This window comes from Plesiocystis pacifica SIR-1, from assembly GCF_000170895.1.
GTDB lineage: Bacteria > Myxococcota_A > Polyangia > Nannocystales > Nannocystaceae > Plesiocystis > Plesiocystis pacifica.
Genome location: NZ_ABCS01000012.1, coordinates 1 through 16,606 on the forward strand (window position 1 = coordinate 1; position 16,606 = coordinate 16,606).

Genomic DNA, 16,606 nt, shown 5'->3' on the forward strand with positions numbered 1-16,606 from the left:
CGACCCCCTTGCCCCTGTTGTGCCCGTCGTGGGGCGGAGGTTGTTGGCTTCGACTCGATGGGATGAGGGGCTGCTCGAGCTACTGCTCTAGCTACTGCTCTAGCTATTGGGGGATGCACTCGACGGGGCCGAAGGGGGCGGCGATGTTGTTGCAGCTCTCGATTTGGGGGTCGCCGACGACGACGACGACGCCGGACTCGGGGTCGACGGCGAGCAGCTCGCCAGTGTTCGTGCACGCGTAGAGGGTGTCGACGCCGGGGTGGTACTCCATGCCGACGGAGGCGAAGTCCCAGGTCAGGGGGGTCTGGGACAGCTCCATGCCGTCGGCGCTGGAGAACTCGAACAGGGCGTCGTGGGTGCCGCTGATGGCCCACAGGGTCTGTTGGCGGTCGCCGGCCCAGGTCAGGCCCGAGGTGCCCCAGTCGTCGCCGAGGATGCTGAGCAGGGTGGTCATGGCGGTCTCGGGGTCGACGGCGAACAGCCAGTCGGGCTGGCTGGCGATGGCGAACATCTGGCCGAGGCCCGTGGAGGTCAGGGCGCCGACGTAGCTCTCGCCCTGGTTGAACTGGCCGACCTCCTGGGCCGAGCAGTCGCAGGGGTTGATCTCGATGATCGTGTCGCCGGGGACGAGCTTTTCGGCGACGGCGTAGAGGGTGTAGTTGTTGAAGGTCAGCGAGGACACGATGTTGCCGGTCTGCGGCAGGGTGTCCGGGAAGCTGATGTCGTCGCACACGACGGTCTTGGTCCCGATGTCGCCGGGCGCGATGCTGATGCGGTTGAGGCGGTGGACGGAGTTGTCCTCGAGGTTCTCGATGTTGACGAGCCAGGGGGCGAGCTCGGTGCCGGTGTCGCCCGAGCCCTCCTCGGTGTCGGGCTCGGTCTCGGTCGACTCGGTGGTCTCGGTCGACTCGGTGGTCTCGGTCGACTCGGTGGTCTCGGTCTCGCTCGAGCTGTCCGCGTCGGTCGACTCGGAGCTCTCGCTCGTGCCGGCGTCGGCGCTCGAGCTCTCGGAGCTCGACTCGGAGCTGGAGCCCTCGGCCTCGTCGGAGCTCGCGTCGCTGCCGAGCTCACCGGCGGCCTCGCCTCGGCCGCCGTCGTCGGAGCACGCGACGGCAGCGAGGCTCAGGGCGAGGATCCACGGGAGCTTGGACGGGTCAACGCAACGCATGGGCGTTGATAGCACGGTGCCCTGGAGGCCCTGGGTGGGGGGCCCTGGAGGCTCAGAGCTCGTCGAGGCGCGGCGGGCCCGTGCGCTCGGGGGGCTCGACGAGCTCGCGCAGCTCCTCGGCGTCGAGGGGTCCCCGAGTGAACCGGACCCAGGCGAGGGTCGCCAGGCCGCCGAGCAGGCAGGCCGCGACGCCGAGCAGCCCGGCCTCGGGACCAAACTCGCCGCCGGTGATCAGCGCGTCGCCGCCTTGCTCGATCGCCACGACGCGCGGGCCGGCGAAGGTCCCGCTGACGGGGAAGCCAAACACGCTGCCCTGGCAAAAATTCCAGGTCAGGTGCAGGCCGATGGCGAAGCCGAGCTCGCCGGTGAGCGCCGGGCCGACGGCGAGCATGCAGCCAGCCAGGGCGATGTTGAGGCTCGAGATCCAGGTCGCCGAGGGGTTGCCGGCGTGCATCAGGCCGAACACCGTCGACGACATCAGGGTCGCGATCACGAGGGCCGCCCCGGGCCCCACGCCGCGTCGGCCCTCTTTGGCCCCGAGCCCGTGCAGGCCCTCGGCGAGGTTGCGCATGTGGTAGCCGCGGCTGAGCAACTCTTCGTAGATCGCGACGCACACGAACACCAAAAAGGGCGCGACCAGGGCCCGGGCGAAGGGCTGGCCCTCGGCGGCGCCGACGAAGGTGCCCTCGACGGTCAGCCAGCCCATGGCCCACTCGAGGCCGAAGATCCCGGCCATGAGCAGCGCGCCGAGCAGGCCGCCCGCGCCCAGGTCCAGCCACCACTGCAGCTCGAAGTTGAAGCCCAGGTCGTCGAAGCGGCGCTTGTCGAACACGTGGGTGCACAGCCAGGTGCTCAGCCCGATCAGCGCCAGGGCGAACACCCCCTCGCCCACGCCCGGGATGCCCTCGGAGCCCGAGCCGGGCAGGCGCGAGAGCAGCGGCCACAGCACGATGCCCATGACGACGGCGAGGATCGCCATGGTCAGGCCGTGCAAGAGCAGCCGCCACAGCGCGCGGACGCGGCGCTCGTCGTCGTTCCAAAACAGCTTGGACAGCCACGCCATGGCGAGCCGACCTCAGCCCGCGAAGCCGATCACTTCGTCGAGGGTCCGGCGCGAGATCGCGTGGTAGCCCGGGCGCGCCTTCTCGTAGATGGCCTTGGCCTGGGCCTTGCCGTCCTCCGTGGCCGCGAGCGCCCGGTAGATCGGCGTGAGGAACTTGCGCCGGCCGACCTCGATCAGGAAGCTCTCCATGCGCGCGTAAGCCGGCTCGTAGCGGGCGGTCGCCGCGAGCACGAGCCACTGGCCGAGGATCTCGTTGTTGGTCGAGGCGGTCAGCGAGTAGGCCTCGTCGAGGCTGGCGAGCTGCTCGGCCGTGAGGCCCTCGGGCAGGCTGCGCAGGAAGTGCAGCCACAGCCACGGGCTCCAGGTCTTGCTCGACAGGGCCTTGGGCGCCATGTCGCCGGCGGCGAAGGCCTTGGCCTCGGACTCGATGGTCGCGAGGACCTCGGCCACGGGCTCGGGCGCGCCCTCGGGCAAGCCGGGGCCGCTGATCCACGCGTCGAGGTCGACGGCCTTGGCTCCTTCGACGGTCTGATGGGCGCCGACGAGCTTCTCGCCCACGAACTTGCGGAACTCCTCGGTGTTGACCGCGCCGAAGGCGTGGGAGTCGAACCAGTCGCGCAGGAAGGTGTCGAAGACCTCGCGGCCGTAGGCGGTCTCGAGGGCGCGCAGGAACAGGTAGCCCTTTTCGTAGGGGACCCCGGAGAAGTAGTCGTCGGGGTCCTCGCCGATCAGGTCGGCGTCGAGCACCTGGTACTGCGGCTTGGCCCCGAGGCCCTCGGCGTCGGCGAGCTCGGCGACCAGCTCGCGCTTGCCGATGACGGCCTCGATCTCGGCCTGCTCGGCGCCGTAGATGGCCTCGACGATGCGCCGCTCGAAGTAGACCGTGAAGCCCTCGTTGAGCCACAGGTCGCCCCAGGTGCTGTTGGTGACCAGGTTGCCCGACCACGAGTGCGCGAGCTCGTGGGCGATGAGCGAGACCAGGGAGCGGTCGCCGGCCAAGATGGTGGGCGTGGCGAAGGTCAGCCGCGGGTTCTCCATGCCGCCGAAGGGGAAGGCGGGGGGGAGCACGAGGACGTCGTAGCGGCCCCAGGCGTACTCGCCGTAGAGCTGCTCGGCCGAGCCGAGCATCGCCTCCATGTCGGCGAACTCGTCGGCCGCGGCGGCGACGACCTTGGGGTCGGCCCACACGGCCGTGCGCGCCCCGACCTCGCGGCGCTCGAGCGCGCCCACGCCGATCGCTACGAGGTAGGCCGGCACGCGCTGGGGCATGACGAAGCGGAAGGTCTGGGCCTCGTCGGCCTTGGGCGTGGCCTCGGGGTCGTCGCCCTCGGGGACCACGCGGCCGAGCTGCTCGGCGGCCATCACCGCCGTCAGCCCGCCGTCGACGACGACCTCGGCGTCCCAGGTGGTGCGCACCCCGGGGCTGTCCTGGCAGGGGATCCACGAGCGCCCGTGGATGGCCTGGGACTGGCTGTAGAGGAAGGGGTGGGCCTTGCCGGCGGTCTGGGCGGGCTCGAGCCACTGCAGGCCCGTGGCCCCGGGCCGGGTCGCGTAGGTCAGCTTGACCGCGTTGGCCTCGGCGGGGAGCTGCACGACGACCGCCGAGCCGAGGTCCGGGTCGGTCTGGGCGGCCAGGACCTCGAACTTGGTCTCGGCGAAGGCCTCGCTCGCGCGGACGGCCTTGGGCGAGAGCTCGGGGATGCCGTGCTCGCCCTTGGCGACCATCTCGGCGGGGAGGGTGGCCGCGTAGACCCCCTTGATGTCGAGGTCGCGGCTGTCGAGGATCAGCGGCGCCTTCGGGTCGACGCGGTCGAGGAGCAGCACGGCGTCGCCGGTCAGGGTCTCGGCGTCGAAGTCGACGGTCCACGACAGGCCCATGTGCTCGACGCGGACCTGATCGGGGCGCGAGAAGGAGTGGGGGTCGGGGCGCTCGCGGGCGGCCGCGTCGGCCTGGCTGGAGTCTGCGGGGGCGTTCGAGTCGGCGGGCGCGTTCATGTTTGGGATCGCCTCGATGGCGGTGGGCTCCGTGCCCTCCTTGGTCGGGAGCTCGGGCTTGGAGTTGGAGCAGGCCGTGAGACCCAGGCTCAGACCGACGCAAGCGAGGGCCGGGAGCAGCACGCGGACAGGGCGGGGACGCGGAGACTGGGCAGGGCGCGGCACGAGCCGGAAAGCTACCAGGGCCACCGCGTCCGCGAAAGCGAGCCGCTCCGGGGGAGCTGGCTCAGAACTCCGTTTGAATCGCCTCGATCTGGTTCTCGCCCGCGTAGAAGCCGACGATCCGCAGGGTCGAGTCGGCGAACACCAGGATGTAGTCGTCGCCGGCGCGCAGCGCCTCGAAGTCCGCCGGGCTCACGCCGCCGAGCCACAGCAGGTCGGTGCCCGAGTCGTCGCCGTCGATGGTGTCGCTGCCCTCGCCGAGGGCCCAGATGTAGACGTCGTCGTCGGGCCCCCCGGCCAGGGTGTCGTCGCCGGCTTCGCCGAGCAGGATGTCGGCCCCGAAGCCGCCGAGCAGCGAGTCGTCGCCCTCGCCGCCCCACAGGGTGTCGTTGTCCGCTCCGCCGTCGAGGATGTCGAAGTCGTCGTCGCCGAACAGCCGGTCGTCGCCGCCCTCGCCGTAGAGCATGTCGCCCTGACCCTCGCCGATGAGCACGTCGGCGTCGTCGCCCCCCTCGATGGTGTCGCCCCCGGGCCCGCCGTTGAGCAGGTCGGCGCCCCCCTGGCCGCGCAGGGTGTCGATGCCCCCGCCGCCGTCGAGGTTGTCCAGCCCCGCGCCGCCGTCGAGCACGTCGATGCCGTCGCCGCCGAGCATCACGTCGTCCCCGCCGTTGCCGCTCATGGTGTCGTTGCCGGCGAGGCCGCTCATGGTGTCGTTCATCTCGGTACCTGGGAGGTCCTCACTCGCGTCGGTCCCCGTGATGGGGTTGCCACCGGCGGAGGCCCAGGGGGTGAAGTCGACGGCCGAGCTCGGCACGATGCCCGCGCCCGCGCCCGGGGTGATCGGGATGTCGTCGGTCGCGTCCTCGCAGGGCACGGCGCCGCCGCAGGGATCCTCGGCGGTCTCGCTCTCCCCGGCCTCGCCCGTCGTGCCGCCGGTGCTCCCGGTGCCGCCGGTGCTCCCGTCGCCGCCCATGGTGTCGTCGAAGGTCGCCGCGTCGTCCTCGAAGAAGTTGGTGGTGTCTTCGTCGATGCTGCCCGAAGAGCAGGCCCCGAGGAGGGCGAGGAGACAAGCGCTCACGCTCGGGAGAGCGTTCGAGTCAAAGCGAGCCATGAGCAGGAGGTTGGAAAACCCCGGAGCCGTTGTCGACTGCTAATCTGATCCGGTGAACTCCCTTGCCCATCCGCGCGCGCTCGCAGCCCGGGGTCGTTGCCCTGGCTGCGCCGAGCTCCTGAGCGCGGCCTCGCTGTTCCGGGGCGCGCCTTGTCGTCGCTGTGGCACGAACGTTTCAGAGGTCGTGCAAGGTTCGCAATTGACGGACTCCGTGGAGGCTCGCGGACGCCGCCATTTGCTCTTCATCGCCCTCGCCGTCGGCCTCGCGCACCTGTTCCTGGGCTGGTTGCCGCTGGTCGGCGCGCTCGTGCTGATGCTCGCCGCGGCGTGGATCCGCGTGGGAATCCTGCAGCCCACGAGCGCGCTGCTGAGCCCCCGGCGGCGCACACTCACACGCTGGACGGCGCGGCTGGTCATGGGCGCGGCGCTGGCGCTGACGGTGGTCCTGGTCGAGGCGCTGACCCTTTTGCCAATGCTGGGCCTGCCGGCCAAGGCCCTGGTCGGCGCGGCCGAGGTCGCCCTCGCGGCCTGGGCCGTCACCGCTTACGTCCACTGGCAGCTGCGCCGCGAGGCGCAGGGGCGGGACATCGGGACCTGGGAGGTCGCCCTGCTCGCGGCGGCCTTCGCTGCGCTGATCACGGCCTGCCTCGCCGTGATCGCGGCCTTCGCCGCGCTGGCCTCGGCGTTTGACGTCGCGCTGGGGTGGCTGTCGTGATCCCCGAGGCCCTCGCCCGGCTCCTCGCCGCGAGCTCCCTCGCGGGCACGCGCGCGGGCCTGACCCTGTTTGGCCTCGCCCTCGCCGCGCGCCTGGGCGTGATCTCGGGCCTCGGCGGTGGTTCGGAGTGGATGAGCTCCAACGTCGGCCTGGGCATCCTGCTCGCCCTGGTCGTCGTCGAGGAGCTCGCCGAGCAGGACGAGGATCTCCAGGCCCTCGTCGACCTGTTCGCCTACGCCCTGCGCGGCGGCGCGGGGGCCCTCGCGGCCAGCTCGATCCAGGCCGCGACCGTCGAGGGCGTCGCCGGCTTCGAGCAGGTCGCGGCGCTGCCCGATCTGCCCGACTGGGGCGCCGTGGTCCTCGGCGCCGCCCTGGCCGTCGCCACCCACCACCTGCGCGCGCAGCTGCACGAGCAGCTCTCGGGCCTCGGCGACAGCTTGCTCAGCCCGCGGACGTGGCTGGCCTGGCTCGAGCTCGGCGGCGTGCTCGGCCTGCTCGCCGCGGTGATCTTTGCTCCCGCCCTCGCGCTGGCCTTCGTGGTCCTGGCCGCCGTGCTCGGGCTGGTCGCGGTGTTGGTCAAGCGCGGCGCCGAGGATCGCCTCAACCGGCGCGACTGCGCGAGCCCGGACTGCAAGGCGCGGCCGCGGGTCGAGGCGAGCGTGTGCCCGCGCTGTCGGACGCCGCTGAGGGTCGAGCGGGAGCTGAGCTAGCCCTTGCTGTTGCCCTTGTCGTGGGTCGGATCTTCGCGGCCGACCTTCACGAAGTAGACCACCGCCCCGATCCCCACGGCGATCAAGAACAGCTTGATCACCCCCGGGATCATGCGCCACACGATGAAGGCGAGGACGAGGGCGAGCACGACCATCCACGCGCCGCGGCGCAGCCAGCCCATCATCGCGCTCGCTTCAGACTTGGACTCGTCCCGTTGCTCGTCGGCCATGGCCGCATCCTGCCCGAGGATCGGCCCGCCGTCACTGGCTTTGGCTCAGCCGGTCTCGGTCTCGGTGTCCGTGCCGGTGTCCATGCCGGTGTCGGTGTCCGTACCGGTGTCGGTGTCCATGCCGGTGTCGGTGTCCATGCCGGTGTCGGTGTCCATGCCGGTGTCGGTGTCCTCGCCGGTGTCGGTGTCTTCGCCGCCGCTGTCGTCGATCTGGCAGCAGCGGATGCCGTTGGTCGAGGCCCGGGTCAGGGGCTCGCGGAGGTTGTCCGAGGGGCAGGCGAGGCTGGTCGGCGAGCTCGCGTAGGAGCCCCCGCGGCGCCGGCACTTGTAGGGGAAGCCGTTCTCGTCGTCCTCGAGGTCGACGCCGCACTCGTTGGTCCACTCCCAGACGTTGCCGCTCATGTCGAACAGCCCCGGGTAGCCGCCCTCGCAGCCAGACAGGCTGGCCACGGGCAGGACCTCGTTGTCCTCTGGGTTGCCGTTGAAGTCGGCGCCGTTGCAGGCCATGGGCTCGTACTGGTTGCCGTAGGGATAGGCGATGGTGGAGCCGTCGCCGGTGCAGGCCCGGAACCACTCGTTCAGCGCGGGGTCGGCCGCCTGGGCCAGGAGCGCCGGCTCCCCGCCGACGAGGCCGCACAGGTGCTTGCCAGACCACTCGCAGTAGGCCCACGCGTCGCACCAGTCGACCTTGGTCACGGGCCGCTCGGCGATGTTGTCGGAGGCGAGCTGGTCGAGCCAGTCGTCGGGCTGGAAGTTGCCTCGCTTCCCGTCGCAGGCGGGCGAGGGCAGGGAGGTGGGGTGGTTGTCGGGGTCCGCGAGGAAGTCGAAGTAGTCGGGGATCCGGACCTCGTGGGCGTCGATGAGGAAGTCGCCGCTGCCGACCATGGGGACGCCCTCGTCGCCGCCGGTGTCGGTGTCGGACTCGTCCGCGGTCGCGTCGTCCTCCATCGTGGTCTCGCTCGTCGAGCCGGAGGTCGAGCCCGAGGAATCCGTCGAGCCCGAAGAGCCCGAGGAGTCCGAAGAGGCCTCATCCCCCGCGCTCTCCTCTCCGTCGTCATCTTCGGTGACCGGGAGCGGAGGCAGGCAGGCGGCGAGGCCCATGCACGCGCCGAGGAGGAGCGCCAGCTTGGGACCAGTGCGCATGCGGACATGCTAGCCGGTGACGCTCGGTGGCCAAAACGAGGGCCGAGCGCGGTCCGAGCAAGACCGCGAGCCGACCACGAGGTGGGCCGCGGCGATTGGCACCAGGGGGGCGCTCACGCGCCGAGGAGGCGGCGCTCGACCAGGGCGGCGCGCAAGCTGGGGGCGTCCACAAAGCGGACGCTCGGCATCCCGAGGGCCTCGGCGGCCTCGCAGTTGGTCGCGCTGTCGTCGACGAACAAGCAGCCCCCAGGGGGCTGCGTCAGGGCCCGCGCCGCGCCCAGGTAGGCCTCGGCGTCGGGCTTGCGCACGCCGGTCCGGCACGAGACGAAGCGCCAGCTCATGAAGCGCGAGAGCGTCAGCTTGGCCTCGATCATGCGCCACCACTGCGGGTAGTTGCTCAGCGCGTGGATCTCGAGGCCGGCTTGGTGCAGCTCGGCCAGCAGCGACTCCATGCCCGGGAGGAAGCGGTAGGCCTCGGCCATGCAGGCGCGCAGGCCGGTGAGGTCGAGGGGGCGGTCGCCCTTGAAGTAGCGCGCGGCCAGCTCGGCCTCGTCGATCTCGCCGCGCTCGAAGGCCTCCCACACGCCGCGGGCCTTGGCGGCGAACAGCGCCTCGAGGCTGATGCCGAAAAAATCGGGGACCTCGACGAAGAATGGGTTGTGGACGAGGGTGTCCATGACATCGAGGAACAAAATTGGTCTTTCGATCAAGTCGGACTCCGATCTCGGGTCGTGTGCAAGGTCATTAACGCGCATCGCGGCCTTTTCTGCTCCATCATGAAAACAAACATCGAGCTGAAGCGTCTGGGGTGCCGATGCGCGCTGGAAAGCTGGTCCTCCCGCTCTCGCTCCTCGCCCTGGCGGCCACCTCGATCGGACTGGTCAAGGACGTCGACGCCAAGCAGCCCATCCCCGAGCCGCAGCAGTTCGTCGACGTCGACGAGCCCTTCATCGACGACTTCCATCACTTCGAGATGGGCATGGAGGGCGTCGCGCTGCCGGACTTCCGGCTCAGCGACATGGCCCTCGGCGGCGCGAAGGCCCCGACGGTCGTCCCCCACGTCGGCAGCCACGGCAGCACCGTGGTCGTCGACGATTTTGGCGTCTTGAGCCTCGACCGAGACAGCGGCGCGCTCGTCCGCAGCGACGCCCAGGGCCAGGTGCTCGCGCGCATGGACCTCAACTCGGGCGCCGGAGAGATCGTCCGCGACGGGGGGAGCGGCCGGATCTACGTGACGGATCGCCGCGACGATCGCGTGGTCGTGATCGGCGGCGACTCGGCCACGGAGCTGAAGGTCCTCAATGGCGCCAAGCTCCACGAGCCCCACGGCCTGGCGCTGAGCCCCGACGGCAAGATCCTCTACGTCACCCTCGTCGCCGACAGCCAGCTCGTCGCCCTCGACACCGAGACCATGGCCGAGCGCTGGCGCCTCGAGCTGGCCAACGAGCCCCGCGGCGTGGCCGTGTCGGCCGACGGCTCGACGGCCCTGGTCGGCTTCCTGACCACCGGCGCCCTGGCCAGCGTCGAGCTCGGCGGGTCGAGCCCCAACGTCAGCTACGTGGCCCTCGACGCCGGCCAGCGCGGGAGCAGCGACGGCTTCGGCGGGACCGTGCCCGTCGACCCCACGGTTCAGGGCGACGCCGAGATGCAGCTGGCCGCGGGCAAGCTGCCCTCGGTCAGCGAGGTCGAGGACATCGGCCGTCGCTTCGCTCGCAACGCCTTCGCCGTCGGCTTCATCGGCGACGACCTCGGCGTCGCGCCGCACCAGTTCAGCTCGCCCCACGCGGCCAGCACCGGCTTCGAGAGCGAGGGCACCTACGGCGGCGGCGGGGGCTTCCTCGCCCCCATCACCCACCGCCTGGCGATGATCGACGGCGAGGACGCCTTCGCCCCGCGCCTGGCCTTCGCCGACATCGGGGTGCACCAGCCCCGGGCCATGGCCTACGACGGCGCTGCGGACACGCTCTACGTCGCGGGCTACGGCGACGACAAGGTCCTGGCCATCGCCGAGGTCTCCCGTGGCACCATCCACCTCGCGTGGACGAGCTTCGTCAACACCGCGGGCTCCTGCGGCCCCGACGGCCTGGCCGTCGACGGCGGGGACCTGGTGGTGCACTGCGAGCTGAGCCGCAACCTCCTGCGCATCGACACCACCAAGGTCGACAGCGGCTTCCCGACGCCGACCGCTGGCCCGGAGCTCGCCGCCAGCATCCGCACGCCGGCCGAGGCCCGCGGCGCCGACCTGTTCCGCCGCGGCATGGACCACCGCATGTCGGGCGGGGGCTTCCTCGCCTGCGCCAGCTGCCACCCCGAAGGCCGGACCGACGGCCTGTCCTGGCGCATCGAGGGCCACAACCTGCAGACGCCGCTGCTCGCCGGTCGCCTCGTCGGCAACCACCCCTTCAAGTGGGACGGCAAGGACAAGGACCTGACCACGAGCTTGACCCACACCATCAGCCGGCTCGGCGGGGCGGGGCTCCAGCCCGGGGAGCTCGCCGACCTCCAGGCCTACTGCGAGAGCATGCCGCGGCCCGAGGCGCCCAAGGTCGCCGACGCCGACGCGCTGGCCCGCGGGCGGGCGATCTTCGAGAGCGACGAGGCCGCGTGCAGCGCGTGCCACGAGGGCGAGCTCCTCGCCGACGGCACCCAGCACGGCCTCGAGACCAACATCGGCAAGGTCGACACGCCCTCGCTCATCGGCCTGGCCCACAGCGCGCCCTACTACCACGACGGCAGCGCCCGCACGCTCCGCGCCCTGCTCACCAACAAGGCGAGCATCCACGACATGGGCCAGACCTCGCACCTCTCCGAGGGCGAGATCGCCGACCTGATCGTCTACCTCGAGAGCCTGTGAGGCCGCGCCGGGTCCGGCGCGAACGCACGGGCCGACGTACCCTCGTCCGCTCCACGCACCGACCCTTCGCATGACCTCGCCGCGTCCAGTTCGCCCCCGCTCCTTCGTCGTCCTCGCCTGCCTCGGGTTGGTGGGGACCCTCGCGTGCCACCCCAGCGCGGACACGCGGGCGCCCAAGGAAGACGGCGAGCGCTCGAGTCGGCGGGACAACGCGAGCGAGCTCGGCGAGCCTGGCGAGCTCGTCCGCTTCGCGCCGCACGGCGTCCCGCACACCTCGACGATCTCGGGCATCACCCTCGACCCCACGGGCGAGGCGGCGCTGACCCTCGACGCGGCGGGCGGGCTGCGCTTTTGGTCGGCCCTCGACGGGAGCGCCGAGCCCCTGGTGGTGCCGATCCGCGACCCCCGGGGCATGGCCCTGATCCGCGCGGGCGAGGGCTGGACCCTGGCCCTGCTCGACGCCGCGGGCGGGGTCCGGATCGTGAGCGTGGACGCCGACGGCTCCATGCGCCCGCGCTCGAGCCTCGCGCCCACGGACCCGCTGCGCTCGATCGTGCTCGTCCCGGGCTCGGCCGGCGAAGGCGAGAGCTCGACGCCCGCGCGCCTGGTCGCGATCGGGGCCGACCACGTCCTGCGCGTCCACGACCTCGACGGCCGCGAGCTCGGCCGCGTCGAAGAGGAGGGCCTGCGCCTCGACGACCTGCGCGTGACCGTCGACGCCGAGGGCGTGGCCCGAGTCTTCGCCCTGACCACCGGGGTGTTCAACGCCGCCGAGGGCCGCTTCGGCACGCAGATCATCGCCGTCGACGTGAGCGCCAAGGCGCCCCAGCTGGGCAAGCAGCGGCGCGAGGTCTTCGTCGACTCGCCGCCCGTGCGCGACAACCCGAGCCTGTCCCCCGACGGGCGCACGGCGGTGCTCGTCCAGCGCCAGCGCTCGGGCACGGGGGCGTGGAAGGTGCTCGCCACCCAGCTCGACGACGGCCGCACGCTGGCCCTCGACTCGGGCATGCTCAACGGCGCCCAGCCGCGGGTCACCGTGCTGCCCCGGGGCCGCGTGCTGCTCGACGACGGCACCGGCATGGGCCGCCTCGCCGACCTGGCGAATGAGGTCGTCGAGGCCGTGCCCGTGCGCCCCAGCGGCAACGTCAACCACCTGCTCACGACCTCCGCGGGCAGCACCCGGGCAGGCGCCGTGGGCCCCTGGCTCCTCGTCCAGGGCCTGGGCGAGGCGGCCGGTTCCCGGGGCGCGAAGCTGGGCCGGGGCGACGTCGACGCGGGGATCTACCTGGGCTACGAGCCCATCAACGTGATGACCGCGGGCCTCGACGCCGACGCCAGCCACGTGACCTGGCAGCTCGGCGATCGCGTCGTGGTCGAGGCCGTGGGCACCGGCGAGATCCACGAGGTCCCGGGCACCCGCGGGCGCGCGGCCCAGTTCGTCGACTTCGTCGACCCCGACACCCTCGTGCTGACGGAGTGGAACGGCAAGGTCGAGCTGCTGCGCTGGGCCGACGGCGCGTCCGTGGGCGGTGCCGACATCAACAACAACATCCAGCAGGCCGAGTTCGCCGGCGACGGCCGCGGCTCGGGCGTGCTCGTGCTGCGCACCAACCTGTGGCAGAACCCGACCCTGGTCGAGGTCGACGACGCCCGGCTGAGCTCCGTGCTGATGATGCCCGGGGCGACGAGCATGGCCGGCCCCTGGCTGCCGGCGGCGACGCTGGCGGAGCCGGGGGGTTTTCAGGCCGACTGGGGCGTGTGGAGCCTCGACGATCGCTCGCGCTTCAACCTCGCGACCGCGGCAGAGCTGCGCGGCGCCAACGTGGTCGAGGTCGAGTCGGACTCCGAGGTCCCCATCGGCCCCTACGAGCACATCCGCGCCGACGGGGTCGAGCGCGTGTGGTGGGTGCGGACCACGGGCAACCGCCCGACGCTGCATTGGGCCGAGGCCGACGCGCTGATGAAGCTCGAGGACGCGAGCAAGCTCGAGGACCTGGTGACCAAGCACGAGCTCGGCGTGGGCTTTGTCGTCCAGCTCCGGCCCAGCCCCGACGGTGGGCTGCTCGCGGTGGTCCAGCAGCGCGACCCCGGGGCCGTGATCACGGTCCTCGACGTCGCCGACATGCGCACGCTGTGGGCCCTGCCCATCCCCTCTGCCCTGAATCTCGATTGGGCCGACAACGGCGGGAGTGTGGTCATTGCCAGCGGAGCGGCGGGGGGTGCCGTGTTTGACAGTCGCACGGGCGAAATTCAGAGCGCTCGCTGTGGCATGGCCTTTCAAGCCCTGGAGACTCCTCCAGTCATGATGGGGAGCTCGGGACCCTTCAACGTGTGTGGGCTGTGAGCCTCGCCATTGAGTCTCGAGAGCCTTCCCCCCGAGCCCTGCTGCGTGCACCAATGACCCCGACCAGCGGTGGGGCTGAGGCGCGGCTTCTCCGGCATGGTGAATTGACAATTTAGGTCACAGAACGTAGATCTCGATGAGTTGTAGATGAGTTAGAGAACAGGCAGATATGCCTGGTAGTACCCGACCCATAGGTTGGCCCACCGCGAGGCTGGGATGACGCGGGCGGATTTGAGTGGCACACCAGAGACTGCGGCAAGCAGACGCGCACGCGCCGGCCGGAGTGAGGTTTACGGCAAGATGTGGGTTCGAGCAGCCGCTTTCTCGAGGATGTCCAACGCCCGAAATGCGCCACGGCCGGTTGCCCTGATCGTCGATCATGACGAAGATCAGCGTGAATTGACCATGGAGATCGTCGAGTCTCTCGGTCATGAACTGCAAGTAGTGGATTCACAACGCGAGGCGGAGGCGGCGCTCGCGGATACGCTCTATGACTATGCCCTCGTCGACCTCGAGATCCCCCTGGACCGCGGCCGCGAGCCCCGGGTCGAGCGCGGCCTGAACCTCATCAGCCACGCGGCCAAGCTGCCCGAGGCGCGGCGCCCCGGGGTCATCGCCACGACCCGACTGGGCGTCGACCACGTGCTGTGCCGGCGGGCCTTCCGGGCGGGCGCCGACGACTTCCTCAAGAAGCCCTACGCCCGCGAGTCGGAGTGGCCGGCCCCTCGGGTCCAGCGCTTGCTCCGGACCCTGCGAGGGCGCCGCGAGCGAGACAGCGAGAGCGCCGAGGCGCGGGTCCCCGGCGAGGAGAGCGACGCGGTCGTCGTGCTGCTCGGCCGGGAGCGTCGGCGCCGGAGCTTGCTGGAGATCGACGGCCGGCCCCTGGCCCTGGCGCGCCAGCAGTTTTGGCTGTTCGCGCAGCTGTGCGCCCACGCCCGCCATCACCCCGGCGAGTTCGTGATGCTCCGGCACATCCCGGGCCTCGGCGGCGGCTACCGCCAGGCGCTCAGCCGCATGCACCAGTCCTTCGAGGATCAGCTCCCCGGGGCGTGGTCGCGGCTCATCGAACGAGACGAGCGCGGCGGCGTGCGGCTGTGCGTGGGACCCAACGCGATCCACGTCGCGCCGGGGGACCGCAGCAGCATGGAGCTCGAGCGGTTGCTCGCGACGCCGCGCTAGCAGTCGCCCACCCCGGCCACGCCGGGACCCATGATCCAGGAAAGCGTCGTCCACGGACTCAGCTGGCGTTGAACCCGTGGGCGGCTGCCTTTCTCGGTAGGCTGCTAGCCCAGCAGCGCGAAGGACTGGTCGTTGCGCGCGAGCAGGCTGCCGTCGGCGGCGTAGAGGGCCCGGCGCTCGTTGACGAAGCCGCCCCCGGCGTGCTCGGTGAAGGCCTCGAAGTACAGCGGCTCGGCCGCGGGCAGCGGCGCCGTCGGCAGGGGCGGGAAGTAGCAGCGAAAGTCGACGGTGGCCGAGGGGCGGATGCGCGTGGCGGCGGTCATGTGCGCCGGCCAGTAGGCGTCGATGAGCGCGATGAGCTCGGGCAGGCCCAGGGGCGCGCTCGCGTCGGTGGCGTTGCGAAAGCGGATCCAGCCCGTGGTCTCGAAGCGCTGGGGGGCCTCGGCGGTCGCTCGGCCCGGGGCGCTGCTCGTGACCCGGTACTCCATGTGGCTCGAGAAGGGCACGAACAGGCGCTGCTGGGGGATCGGCGGGACGTCGGGCCAGGCCGGGGCGGTGCGCCGAGGGGGCGGCGCGGCCAGCTGAATGTCGTGGGTCTCCGGGCGGCCGTGGGCGGCGATGCCGGTGGCCTGAGCGACGACCCGACCCTTTTGGGTCAAGGCGACGCCGAGGCTGCTGAGGCTGCGACCGCGGCGGAGCACGGCGGCCTCGAGCTGCGCGGGGCCGACGAGCAGCGGCGCGGGCAGCTGGGCCATGATCGAGCGCAGCGGCCGAGGCTGCTCGTCGTCGTGGACGGCGTCGCGGACCTGCTCCATGGCGCGGACCATCAGGCCGATCGCCAACCCTCCAAAGGCGCCCCGCCCCTGCTGCCAGCCGTCGTGGATGTCCGTGCGCAGGGCGAGGGTCTCAACCCCGTCCTCGGGCTCGGCTGCGGCCTCGAGTCGCGTCATGGCCGCGAAGGCGGGCAGTCCGAGGCGCGCGGGATCGGAGTTGGGATCGTCGGCCATGAGCGCGCGGATGATTGGCGAGGGCGACCTCGCGGTCAAGCTGACCTACCCGAGTGAGCGGCCGAGTGAGCGGCCGAGTGAGCGGCCGAGTGAGCGGCCGAGTGAGCGGTCGGCCCACGGTTGGCCGCGCTGCAGCAGCTCGGTCCACAGCCGCGTCCACGTGTCCCAGTCGTGGCCGCCGGGCACGCGCGCGACCCGGTGCTGGGGGAGCGCGCGGGCGAGCAAGCCGTGCCCCGCCGCGCCGAAGTCGGCCTCGCCGTAGAGCAGGTGCAGGTCGTGGGCGCTGCCCCGTCCGTTGCGGAGCTCGCGGGCGAGCTCGGCCCACAGCGAGACGTCCCAGCGCGCCGTCGCTTCGCTCGCGCGCGGGCGCCACGCGAGCAGCCCGCCGGCCTCGTCGATCTCTCGGATCAGCCGCCGTCGACCCAGGTAGGGCGCCAGCGCGATCACCCCGTGGACCGCCCGGGGTCGGGCCTGGGCGGTCAACAGCGCTCCCAGACCGCCCAGGGAGATGCCCATGAGCCAGACCTGCTCGTAGCGCGGCCCGTACTCGGCGAGCACGTCCTCGAGCATGCGCGGCACGAGGGTGCGGTGGCGGTAGTAGCCAAAGTGGGCGTCGACCTCGAGGACGTCGGGGGCGCCCGAGGGGCCAGCCTGGGCCAGGTCGACGAAGCCGTGCTCGGCGAAGGTGCCGATGCGCTCGCCAGCGCCGGGCAGCATCACGAGCAAGCGCGTGGTCCCGGGCTCGCCGGGGTGCAAGCGCGCGCTCAGTGCCGCCTCGGGGTCGATGGCGCTGGCGCCCAGGCAGTTGGCGACGGTCGAGAGCAGCGCGCGGGTCGGCTCGATGAGGCCCACCCAGGGCTCCTAGCAGCTGGAGGGTCGCCTTCAAGGAAGGGGTCGCCTGGGTCCGGGATCGAGGCGTTTCGTG

At 71.7% G+C, this 16,606-nt stretch carries 14 protein-coding genes; 5 read left to right on the forward strand and 9 right to left on the reverse strand.

All coding sequences use genetic code 11. From position 1 onward, the window contains the following. Nucleotides 1-103: 103 nt before the first annotated feature. From PPSIR1_RS08100 to PPSIR1_RS08115, 4 genes are all read right to left on the reverse strand, one after another. A complete protein-coding gene (locus PPSIR1_RS08100; RefSeq protein WP_006970535.1) occupies nucleotides 104-1,168 on the reverse strand; it encodes a hypothetical protein in 1,065 nt (354 codons plus the stop codon). 52 nt (nucleotides 1,169-1,220) lie between these two features. Next, complete coding sequence (locus PPSIR1_RS08105) at nucleotides 1,221-2,231, reverse strand: CPBP family intramembrane glutamic endopeptidase (RefSeq protein WP_006970536.1); 1,011 nt, start codon at nucleotides 2,229-2,231, stop codon at nucleotides 1,221-1,223. Nucleotides 2,232-2,243: 12 nt separating this feature from the next. Then, a complete protein-coding gene (locus PPSIR1_RS08110) occupies nucleotides 2,244-4,391 on the reverse strand; it encodes a M1 family metallopeptidase (RefSeq protein WP_198154479.1) in 2,148 nt (715 codons plus the stop codon). A 61-nt stretch (nucleotides 4,392-4,452) separates the two neighbouring features. Continuing rightward, nucleotides 4,453-5,466 (reverse strand): calcium-binding protein, encoded by a 1,014-nt coding sequence (locus PPSIR1_RS08115; protein WP_157595318.1) that lies wholly within the window; start codon nucleotides 5,464-5,466, stop codon nucleotides 4,453-4,455. Nucleotides 5,467-5,698: 232 nt separating this feature from the next. On the opposite strand from PPSIR1_RS08115, the gene PPSIR1_RS08120 reads away from it, so the two are divergent. Both PPSIR1_RS08120 and PPSIR1_RS08125 read left to right on the forward strand, forming a co-directional pair. Further along, the gene (locus PPSIR1_RS08120; RefSeq protein WP_157595319.1) at nucleotides 5,699-6,214 is read left to right on the forward strand and encodes a hypothetical protein; all 516 of its coding nucleotides are present in this window, start codon (nucleotides 5,699-5,701) and stop codon (nucleotides 6,212-6,214) included. Beyond that, entirely contained in the window at nucleotides 6,202-6,924 is a 723-nt protein-coding gene (locus PPSIR1_RS08125; protein WP_086001129.1) for a DUF4126 domain-containing protein, read from the forward strand. Before PPSIR1_RS08120 ends, PPSIR1_RS08125 begins: the two co-directional genes overlap by 13 nt. Here PPSIR1_RS08125 and PPSIR1_RS08130 read toward each other — a convergent pair. The 3 genes from PPSIR1_RS08130 to PPSIR1_RS42155 form a co-directional block, all read right to left on the reverse strand. Next, the gene (locus PPSIR1_RS08130) at nucleotides 6,921-7,154 is read right to left on the reverse strand and encodes a hypothetical protein (protein WP_006970541.1); all 234 of its coding nucleotides are present in this window, start codon (nucleotides 7,152-7,154) and stop codon (nucleotides 6,921-6,923) included. The genes PPSIR1_RS08125 and PPSIR1_RS08130 overlap by 4 nt on opposite strands. A gap of 45 nt (nucleotides 7,155-7,199) precedes the next feature. Further along, nucleotides 7,200-8,297, reverse strand: coding sequence for a formylglycine-generating enzyme family protein (locus tag PPSIR1_RS42150; protein WP_006970542.1), 1,098 nt, complete (start codon nucleotides 8,295-8,297; stop codon nucleotides 7,200-7,202). Nucleotides 8,298-8,410: 113 nt separating this feature from the next. Continuing rightward, entirely contained in the window at nucleotides 8,411-8,974 is a 564-nt protein-coding gene (locus PPSIR1_RS42155) for an HAD-IA family hydrolase (protein ID WP_006970543.1), read from the reverse strand. 137 nt (nucleotides 8,975-9,111) lie between these two features. Here PPSIR1_RS42155 and PPSIR1_RS08145 point away from each other — a divergent pair, with 137 nt between their 5' ends. The 3 genes from PPSIR1_RS08145 to PPSIR1_RS08155 all read left to right on the forward strand — a co-directional run bounded on the left by PPSIR1_RS08145 (nucleotide 9,112) and on the right by PPSIR1_RS08155 (nucleotide 14,674). Beyond that, nucleotides 9,112-11,151 carry a c-type cytochrome gene (locus tag PPSIR1_RS08145; RefSeq protein ID WP_006970544.1) on the forward strand — a complete coding sequence of 680 codons (2,040 nt, stop codon included), beginning with the start codon at nucleotides 9,112-9,114 and terminating at the stop codon, nucleotides 11,149-11,151. Between the two features lie 70 nt (nucleotides 11,152-11,221). Then, nucleotides 11,222-13,495: a hypothetical protein gene (locus PPSIR1_RS08150; protein WP_157595320.1), complete on the forward strand. Its 2,274-nt coding sequence runs from the start codon at nucleotides 11,222-11,224 to the stop codon at nucleotides 13,493-13,495. 330 nt (nucleotides 13,496-13,825) lie between these two features. Further along, nucleotides 13,826-14,674, forward strand: coding sequence for a response regulator (locus PPSIR1_RS08155; RefSeq protein ID WP_269744691.1), 849 nt, complete (start codon nucleotides 13,826-13,828; stop codon nucleotides 14,672-14,674). A gap of 104 nt (nucleotides 14,675-14,778) precedes the next feature. On the opposite strand, the gene PPSIR1_RS08160 is transcribed toward PPSIR1_RS08155, so the two are convergent. Both PPSIR1_RS08160 and PPSIR1_RS08165 read right to left on the reverse strand, forming a co-directional pair. Continuing rightward, nucleotides 14,779-15,681: a thioesterase family protein gene (locus tag PPSIR1_RS08160; RefSeq protein ID WP_006970547.1), complete on the reverse strand. Its 903-nt coding sequence runs from the start codon at nucleotides 15,679-15,681 to the stop codon at nucleotides 14,779-14,781. A 45-nt stretch (nucleotides 15,682-15,726) separates the two neighbouring features. Next, nucleotides 15,727-16,533, reverse strand: coding sequence for an alpha/beta hydrolase-fold protein (locus PPSIR1_RS08165; RefSeq protein ID WP_006970548.1), 807 nt, complete (start codon nucleotides 16,531-16,533; stop codon nucleotides 15,727-15,729). Nucleotides 16,534-16,606: the final 73 nt, after the last annotated feature.

Coding starts and splice junctions, on each gene's coding strand:
- PPSIR1_RS08105 (WP_006970536.1), bottom strand. CDS start 2,231: ATGGCGTGGCTGTCCAAGCTGTTTTGGAACGACGACGAGCGCCGCGTC.
- PPSIR1_RS08150 (WP_157595320.1), top strand. CDS start 11,222: ATGACCTCGCCGCGTCCAGTTCGCCCCCGCTCCTTCGTCGTCCTCGCC.
- PPSIR1_RS08100 (WP_006970535.1), bottom strand. CDS start 1,168: ATGCGTTGCGTTGACCCGTCCAAGCTCCCGTGGATCCTCGCCCTGAGC.
- PPSIR1_RS08155 (WP_269744691.1), top strand. CDS start 13,826: ATGTCCAACGCCCGAAATGCGCCACGGCCGGTTGCCCTGATCGTCGAT.
- PPSIR1_RS08130 (WP_006970541.1), bottom strand. CDS start 7,154: ATGGCCGACGAGCAACGGGACGAGTCCAAGTCTGAAGCGAGCGCGATG.
- PPSIR1_RS42155 (WP_006970543.1), bottom strand. CDS start 8,974: ATGGACACCCTCGTCCACAACCCATTCTTCGTCGAGGTCCCCGATTTT.
- PPSIR1_RS08160 (WP_006970547.1), bottom strand. CDS start 15,681: ATGGCCGACGATCCCAACTCCGATCCCGCGCGCCTCGGACTGCCCGCC.
- PPSIR1_RS08145 (WP_006970544.1), top strand. CDS start 9,112: ATGCGCGCTGGAAAGCTGGTCCTCCCGCTCTCGCTCCTCGCCCTGGCG.
- PPSIR1_RS42150 (WP_006970542.1), bottom strand. CDS start 8,297: ATGCGCACTGGTCCCAAGCTGGCGCTCCTCCTCGGCGCGTGCATGGGC.